Origin of the sequence: Streptomyces sp. NPDC024017, assembly GCF_040638895.1 — a bacterium.
Lineage (GTDB): Bacteria > Actinomycetota > Actinomycetes > Streptomycetales > Streptomycetaceae > Streptomyces.
In genome coordinates this window covers 18,578-27,035 of sequence record NZ_JBEZYZ010000025.1, presented here as the reverse complement: position 1 = coordinate 27,035, position 8,458 = coordinate 18,578, and the positions used below count along the sequence as shown (strand labels likewise).

The window sequence follows — 8,458 nt, the reverse complement described above, 5'->3', positions numbered from 1 at the left end:
CGGCCCCGCGAGGGACACCCCGGGCTGGGCCGTCTCCGCCGGCTGCTCGGCCGGCGGAGCCGCCGGTCCCTGCCCCAGCGCACGCCGGCGGCCGGACCGGCCGCCGGGGGGAGGTGGGGAAGCGTTCGAGGTCATGGCCCCCGCAGGCTACCGCTACCGCCCGCGCAGTCGTCGTACGAGGATGCTGGCGTCTCCGCGGGTCTCCAGGTCGGCGAGGACCACCGCGACCGCCTCGCGGACGATGCGCCCGCGGTCGACGGCCAGGCCGTGCTCGCCGCGCAGCACGAGACGGGCGTGCTCGAGGTCCATGAGCTCCTCGGCCGACACGTACACCGTGATCTTCTCGTCGTGCCGCTCACGGCCGCTGGGGCGGCGCGAGGGGTTCCGCCCGCGCTTGCGGGGCGCGGCCCCGGCGGCACCGGCGGCAGAACCTTCCTGCGCCGTCTGCCGACGGGCCGGGCCGGAGCGCTCGGCGGCCGCGGAACGGCTGTGGGCCTCCCCGGCCTCGGCCGGCTCCGCGTCCGCCGCGACATGCTCCGCGCCCTCGCCGTCACCGCCCTGCGCGGGCACCGACTGCGGCGCGTCCTCCGCGGCCGCCGCGTCGCCCTCCCCCGCCGGAGCGGGCACCCGGGCGTCGCCGTTGGCCTGACGCCTGGGCTGGGACGACTGAAGCGCCATCCCCCCTGTCGTACGGAAGAGTTCGTCGGCCCCCGGCAGACTCACTCGGCGTGACACCGGGCGAGCACCTCCCTGGCGAGCTGGCGATAGGCGGCGGCACCGACGGAGTTGGAGGCGTACGTGGTGATCGGCTCACCGGCGACCGTGGTCTCCGGGAAGCGGACCGTGCGCCCGATGACCGTGTGGTAGACGTGGTCGTCGAACGCCTCGACCACACGCGCGAGCACCTCACGGCTGTGCACCGTGCGCGAGTCGTACATCGTGGCGAGGATGCCGTCGAGCTCCAGCTCCGGGTTGAGCCGTTCCTGGACCTTCTCGATGGTCTCCGTCAGCAGGGCCACACCACGCAGTGCGAAGAACTCGCACTCCAGAGGCACTATCACCTTGTGCGCGGCCGTCAGGGCGTTCACCGTGAGCAGGCCGAGCGAGGGCTGGCAGTCGATGACGATGAAGTCGTAGTCGGGCAGCAGCGGCTTCAGGGCCCGCTGCAGCGTCGACTCACGGGCGACCTCGGAGACCAGCTGGACCTCGGCCGCCGACAGGTCGATGTTGCTGGGCAGCAGGTCCATGTTGGGGACCGCCGTCTTCAGCAGCACCTCGTCGGCCGCCATCCCCCGCTCCATGAGCAGGTTGTAGACGGTGAGGTCGAGTTCCATCGGGTTGACGCCGAGTCCGACCGACAGCGCGCCCTGCGGGTCGAAGTCCACGAGCAGGACTCGGCGTCCGTACTCCGCGAGCGCGGCACCCAGGTTGATGGTCGACGTGGTCTTGCCGACGCCGCCCTTCTGGTTGCACATCGCGATGATCTTCGCGGGTCCGTGTTCGGGCAGCGGACCCGGGATCGGGAAGTACGGCAGCGGACGCCCGGTCGGACCGACGCGCTCGCGGCGCTGTCTGGCCGCGTCGGGCGCGAGTGTGGCCGCGTACTCGGGATCGGGCTCGTACTCCGCGTCGGGGTCGTAGAAGTGCCCCTCGGGCAGTTCGTCGTAGTCGGCGAAGTGGTTGTGGGGCGCGCCACTTCCGTCGCCGGCCATGGCGTTCACGTGATGGCCATCCATCTTCTGGTGTGCTGTGTGAGTCGCCTGCTGACTCTGGTGGGCTGCGAAGGTGCGCACAGCGACGGAGCCGACAGCCTCGAACCCCGCGGGCCCCTGGCCCGGTGCAGGCATTCCTGGTTGACCACCCCCGGGAGTAAATGTCGACTCATTCACAAGTCGTCTTACCTCCTTGGTGACCAGGAAACTTCTAGACAGGTCAGCGTGGCACCATGCCGACGGTTGGCGACTCTATGGCGTGTCGGGCGTCCGCAGCAACACAATCCGCCGGACCCGGCCCGATGTGTCGGCAATGAAACATCCCGCTGTCAAGGGCGTACGGCCGTCGCACGGCAGGTTTCACCGGTGTGCGAATCGGTTGAAGGGTTACGTTCGAGGCGAGTTGCTCGAGAATCGCGAAGTGACCATACACACATCCGGCCGGACCTTGTCGGGCAAGGTCCGGCCGGGTGTGCGGCGTTGACGACCCGTGTTGACGTATCGCCTTTGCCGGTTGGTCACTTAGCCGACTTACCGGCCGTGCAGGCTCAGCCGAGCAGCGAGGACAGCTCCACGTGCTCCACGCCGTGCGCCTCGGCGACCTCGCGGTAAACGACCTTGCCGTCATGGGTGTTGAGACCCCGGGCCAGCGCCGGGTCGCGGCGCAGCGCCTGCACCCAGCCGTGGTTCGCGAGCTCCACGATGTACGGCAGCGTGGCGTTGGTCAGCGCGTAGGTGGAGGTGTTCGGCACCGCGCCGGGCATGTTGGCGACGCAGTAGAAGACCGAGTTGTGGACCTGGAAGGCCGGCTCGGCGTGGGTGGTCGGGCGGGAGTCCTCGAAGCAGCCGCCCTGGTCGATCGCGATGTCGACAAGGACACTTCCGGGCTTCATCCGCGAGACGAGCTCATTGGTGACCAGCTTCGGGGCCTTGGCGCCGGGGATCAGCACCGCGCCGATGACGAGGTCGGCCTCCAGGCAGGCCTTCTCCAGCTCGAAGGCGTTCGAGACGACGGTCTGGATCTTCGTGCCGAAGATCTTGTCCGCCTCGCGGAGCTTGTTGATGTCCTTGTCGAGCAGGGTCACGTGGAAGCCCATGCCGATGGCGATCTGCGCGGCGTTCCAGCCGGAGACGCCGCCGCCGATCACGACGGCGCGGCCGGCCAGCACGCCGGGGACACCGCCGGGCAGGACGCCGCGGCCGCCGTTGGCGCGCATCAGGTGGTAGGCGCCGACCTGCGGGGCCAGCCGGCCCGCGACCTCGGACATCGGGGCGAGCAGCGGCAGCGCGCGGCTGGGCAGCTCGACCGTCTCGTAGGCGATCGCCGTGGTGCCGGACTCCAGGAGGGCGTCCGTGCACTCCTTGGAGGCGGCCAGGTGCAGGTAGGTGAAGAGCGTCTGGTCCTTGCGGAGCCGGTGGTACTCCTCGGCGATGGGCTCCTTGACCTTCAGCAGCAGGTCGGCGGCGGCCCACACCTCGTCGGCGGTGTCCAGGATCTGCGCGCCGGCGGCGACGTACTCGGTGTCCAGGATCGAGGAGCCGACGCCGGCGCCGCGCTCGATGACGACCTGGTGGCCATGACGCACCAGCTCGTGCACGCCGGCGGGGGTGATGGCCACCCGGAACTCGTTGTTCTTGACCTCGCGGGGGATGCCGACCTTCACGTCGATCACGGTCCTTGCTCAGAGGGTATGGGGGGTCTTACTAAGACATACCCGGGCACGCACGGGCACACCGGGAGAGACCGCAGGAGAACGTGCGGCAGAGCCAGTCTAATGAAGGTGTTCTCGCTGTCTAGCCTTCCATTGCATCAATCTTCGACTGATGCGCTACGGATTTCGCAGGCGTCGGGGTCATTTTGAAGGTTTGAGTCGCTGAGAATCCGCTCGGCGGCGCCCCGGTGCAGCCCTGCCGACGCGGGATCCCCCAGGTGTTCGAGGGTGTCGGCGACCCGCAGGTGCAGGGCGGCCTGCAGCCGCGGGTCCTCGGCACGCCGCGCCCACTCCACGGCCTCCCGGCAGGTGCGCAGCGACTCCTCGGGCCGGCCCGCGTACTCCTGGACCCGCGCCAGCTCGCTCAGGGCCCGCGCCTGGGCGGCCACGTCTCCGTTCTTGCGGTGGCCCGCGATCGCCGCGCGCCAGTTCCGCAGGGCCTCGCCGTAGCGGCCCGCGAAGGTGTGGGCGGCGGCGATCCGCCCGTAGAGCCGGGCGGCGTCCGCGCGCTCGTCCCGGGCGAGCCGCTCGACCAGGGCGCGGCCGAACCAGTCGGCGGCCCGGTCGAAGTCGCCGAGCTCCAGGTGCGCGCCGCCTACGGATTCCATCGCGCGGCCGGTCGCATACGGGTCGTTCACCTCGCGCCCGGCGTCCAGCGCGGCCCGGTAGCGCACCAGGGCGTCGGCCGTGCGGCCGGTGCGGGCGTCGAGGTCGCCGAGGTTGAGCAGGGCGGCGGCCCGCTCGCGGGGCAGGCCGCGGCGCTCGGCGACGTCGAGGACCAGGCTGTGGATGTCGTAGAGGTCGGGCGCGGCCGCCTGAGTCCCGATGTGCGCCGCCATCGCTCTGACCAGCTGGGACATCAGCCGCCTGGCCAGGGTGTCCAGCTCCCCGTCGGCGACCGCGAGCCGGGCCGAGGCCAGCAGGGCGGGCCGGGTCAGCCGCAGCCAGTCGGCGGCCGCCCGCGGGGTGGGGAAGCGCAGGGCGCGCGGCATGTCGAGGAGCTTCTGGCGTGCCTGGGGGCTGTCGGTCTCGGTGATCGCCCGGCAGGCCTGGAGCAGCCGTACGGTCCGTTCCAGCATGCGGGCGCGGGCCAGCTGGAGCTCGGCCGGGCGTTCGTGGTGCTCGGCGAGGATCCGCAGCTGGGGGTGCAGACAGCCGGGCACCTCGTACTGCGGCAGCGGGGAGTCCACCGGGTGCAGGAAGCCCAGGGCGACGAAGTCGTCGAGGGTGGTGCGGGCGCTGCCGACCGAGCAGCCGACGAGCGCGGACGCGGTCTGCGGGTCGACCAGTCCGGCCGGGGCGAGGGCGAGCAGGCGCAGCATCCGGGCGGCGGTCGCGGGCAGGGCGGCGTAGGCGAGCCGGAAGACCCGGGTCAGGGCGCTGCCCTCGGTGTCCTCGGCGCGCAGTTGCTTGGCCAGGTCGGAGACGGCGGCCTTGGGGCGGGACGCGAGCCAGCCGCCCGCCAGCATCAGCGCGGCGGGCTGCCCCTGGCACTCCTCGGCGAGGCCCTCGGCGGCCCGGGGGTCGACGGTGATGCGGACCGAGCCGGTGTGCCGGGTCAGCAGCTCCACCCCGGACTTGGCGTCCAGGCCGCCCAGGGTGCAGGGGCGGACATCCGAGATGCCGGTCAGCGGGCCTTCGGAGACCGCGACGACGAGGCAGTCCGGGGTGTCGGGCAGCAGGGCGTCGACCTGCTCGGCGTCGGCCGCGTCGTCCAGCAGGAGCAGGGCGCGGCGATCGGCCAGGGCGGTGCGCAGGGCGTCGGTGAGGTCGTCCTCGCAGGCCCCGGCCGGTGCCTGCTCGTCCAGGGCCATGAGGAGGTCCCGGGCGGCGCGTCCGACGGGGACGGGGGTGCCGTCGGGGTCGGTCAGGCTCGCGCGCAGCACCCCGTCGGGGTAACCGTCCGCAACCTGCCGTACGAGTTCCTCGGCGAGTGCAGTGCGGCCCGAGCCGGGCCGGCCGGCGATGAGCAGCACGCGCGCGCGGGGTGCCTTGCGACCGGCCAGCGTGTCCAGTCCGGCGCGCTCGATGTCGGCGCGCAGTTCCTTCAACTCCCGTGTGCGGCCCAGGAACTCGCTCGCCCCGGCAGCGCGCCCGGCCGGCCGCACGTCGCCTGTCTCCACGACCTGATCCGTCACGGGCCACACTCCCGTCCCACCGCACACGCAAGCCCGCCGGGACTCCGGTTCGGGCGTGCCCCAGAGCCTAGTTCACGCTCTGCAACGTCCCGGGTGGAGCACGGCGGGCGGGACGACCACTTCCCCCGATCGGATCAGCTGATCGTAGGACCTACAGCGGGAGGTCGCGCCCGAAGGGGCGCGGGGCTGTGCCTGATCTGCGGCTCCGCCGCGCGGGCGCGACCAGCCACAGCGGTGCCGCACCCGACCGAACAGCATGCGCGGCACCCCCGGCGGAGCGCTACGCCTCGAACGGACGCGCCGGCCACGGCGCCTGGGCCGGGCGCAGGGCGTCCAGGCCGTCACCACCGCGCGCGGCGACCAGGGAGAGGACGCCCACGACGAGGCAGTTGTTGTGGAGCTCGCCGGCCAGCACGCCCCTCACGAGGTCCTCGACCGGCACCCGGTCGAGTTCCATGTCGGCCTCTTCCTCCGCGACGGCGAAACGCTCGCCCTCGGCCGCGGACAGATCGCGCGCGAGGAAGATCCGGACCGCCTCGTCGCAGCCGCCGGGCGTGGTGTAGACGTCGGTCAGCACCCGCCAGTCCTCGGCCTTGACATGCGCCTCCTCGTACAGCTCGCGCTGCGCGGCGTGCAGCGGGTTCTCGCCGGGGACGTCGAGCAGTCCGGCCGGGATCTCCCACAGCTTGTGGCGCACGGGGTGGCGGTACTGGCGCAGGACCAGGACGCGGTCGGCCTCGTCGAGGGCGAGGACGGCCACGGAACCGGGGTGGACCTGGTAGTCACGGCCGACCACGGTGCCGTCCGGCATGACCACGTCGTCGGTGCGGACGGAGGTCTTGTTACCCACGAAGGGGGTCTGGGTCGCCCGGATCTCCCACTCCTCCGGGGTGTCCTTGATCGTCATGCCTGTCCTTCCACGTGCCACACGACCTGCCGAAACGAAACCGGGGTGCACACCCTTTGAAGGGATGCACCCCGGCCACCGTACAACTGGTGTGTTACTTCGAAGTCTTCCGCTCGACCGAGGCCTTGACCAGCCCGGCGAACAGCGGATGCGGACGCGTCGGGCGCGAGCGCAGCTCCGGGTGGGCCTGCGTGGCGACCAGGTACGGGTGGACGTCGCGCGGGTACTCGACGTACTCGACGAGCTTGCCGTCCGGCGAGGTGCCGGAGAACAGGATGCCCGCCTGCTTCTCGAGCTCGGCGCGGTAGGCGTTGTTCACCTCGTAGCGGTGCCGGTGGCGCTCCTCGACGTACTCCTTGCCGTCGTACACCTCGCGCACGATCGAGCCCTCGGCCAGCTTGGCCGGGTACATGCCGAGCCGCATGGTGCCGCCCATGTCACCCTCACCGGCGACGATGTCCATCTGCTCGGCCATGGTGGAGATGACCGGGTGCCCGGTGGCGGGATCGAACTCGGTGGAGTTGGCGTCGGAGATGTCGGCCAGGTTGCGCGCGGCCTCGATCACGATGCACTGCAGGCCGAGGCAGAGGCCGAGCAGCGGCACCTTGTTCTCGCGGGCGTAGCGGATGGCGCCGACCTTGCCGTTCACGCCGCGCTCGCCGAAGCCGCCGGGGATGCAGATGCCGTCGACGTCGCCGAGCTGCTGGGCCGCGCCCGCCGGGGTCTTGCAGTCGTCGGAGGTGACCCACTTGATCTTCACGCGGGCCCGGTTGGCGAAGCCGCCGGCGCGCAGCGCCTCCGTGACCGACAGGTAGGCGTCGGGCAGGTCGATGTACTTGCCGACCAGCGCGAGGGTGATCTCGTGGTCGGGGTTGTGGACGCGGTCGAGCAGGTCGTCCCAGGTCGTCCAGTCCACGTCGCGGAACGGCAGGTCCAGCTTGCGGACGACGTAGGCGTCCAGGCCCTCGCCGTGCACGGTCTTCGGGATGTCGTAGATCGAGCGGGCGTCGGGGCAGGCCACGACGGCGGCCTCGTCGACGTCGCACATCAGCGAGATCTTCCGCTTGATGGCGGTGGGCACCTCGCGGTCGCAGCGCAGGACGATGGCGTCAGGCTGGATACCGATGTTGCGCAGCGCCGCAACCGAGTGCTGGGTGGGCTTCGTCTTCAGCTCACCCGAGGGGCCGATGTACGGCAGGAGCGAGATATGGACGACGAAGACGTTGTCACGGCCGACCTCGTGACGGACCTGGCGGACGGTCTCCAGGAACGGCAGCGACTCGATGTCGCCGACCGTGCCGCCGACCTCGGTGATCACGACGTCGACCTCGTCCGTCGCCATGCGGCGGATGCGGTGCTTGATCTCGTTGGTGATGTGCGGGATGACCTGCACGGTGTCGCCCAGGTACTCGCCGCGCCGCTCCTTGGCGATCACGGTCGAGTACACCTGGCCGGTGGTGACGTTCGCGGAGCCGTCGAGGTCCCGGTCGAGGAACCGCTCGTAGTGGCCGATGTCCAGGTCGGTCTCGGCGCCGTCGTTGGTGACGAACACCTCACCGTGCTGGAAGGGGTTCATCGTGCCCGGGTCCACGTTCAGGTACGGGTCGAGCTTCTGCATCACGACGCGCAGACCGCGGGCCTTGAGCAGCATGCCGAGGCTGGAGGCCGTCAGGCCCTTGCCGAGCGAGGAGGCGACACCCCCGGTGACGAAGATGTGCTTGGTCGTCGAATTACGAAAAGCGGCGGGCGGCATGGCCAAGACGGGGCTCCCGTGGTCGCGGTCTGGGGGTGCGGTACGGCTGCCTGCCGGAAATCTCCGGGGCGCCGTCGCTGCGGTTCGGGGGTTCCCTGTCGGGAAGGGGCCCACCGGTCCACGGGCTACCAGCGTATCAGCGCCGCGGGGCGATGGCTTCCGGCCACGCTCCGCACACATCCCGACACGGAGGCGATTACCGTCACCGGTCCCTCACCCGTTGCTCACTCGTTCGG

Annotated in this window: 6 protein-coding genes; all 6 read right to left on the bottom strand. The window is 71.2% G+C overall.

Going from position 1 to position 8,458, the window contains the following annotated elements; all coding sequences use genetic code 11:
• Positions 1-153: 153 nt before the first annotated feature.
• A complete protein-coding gene (locus AB0G20_RS38520; protein ID WP_361311277.1) occupies positions 154-735 on the bottom strand; it encodes a hypothetical protein in 582 nt (193 codons plus the stop codon).
• Positions 720-1,847 carry a ParA family protein gene (locus tag AB0G20_RS38515; RefSeq protein WP_079128914.1) on the bottom strand — a complete coding sequence of 376 codons (1,128 nt, stop codon included), beginning with the start codon at positions 1,845-1,847 and terminating at the stop codon, positions 720-722. The genes AB0G20_RS38520 and AB0G20_RS38515 overlap by 16 nt, the downstream gene beginning before the upstream one ends.
• 413 nt (positions 1,848-2,260) lie before the next feature.
• Positions 2,261-3,385: an alanine dehydrogenase gene (ald, locus tag AB0G20_RS38510; protein WP_361311273.1), complete on the bottom strand. Its 1,125-nt coding sequence runs from the start codon at positions 3,383-3,385 to the stop codon at positions 2,261-2,263.
• Positions 3,386-3,522: 137 nt separating this feature from the next.
• Complete coding sequence (locus AB0G20_RS38505) at positions 3,523-5,562, bottom strand: tetratricopeptide repeat protein (RefSeq protein WP_361311271.1); 2,040 nt, start codon at positions 5,560-5,562, stop codon at positions 3,523-3,525.
• A gap of 280 nt (positions 5,563-5,842) precedes the next feature.
• Positions 5,843-6,469, bottom strand: coding sequence for an NUDIX hydrolase (locus tag AB0G20_RS38500; RefSeq protein WP_361311268.1), 627 nt, complete (start codon positions 6,467-6,469; stop codon positions 5,843-5,845).
• A gap of 94 nt (positions 6,470-6,563) precedes the next feature.
• Positions 6,564-8,222 (bottom strand): CTP synthase, encoded by a 1,659-nt coding sequence (locus AB0G20_RS38495; RefSeq protein ID WP_248507700.1) that lies wholly within the window; start codon positions 8,220-8,222, stop codon positions 6,564-6,566.
• Positions 8,223-8,458 lie beyond the last annotated feature (236 nt).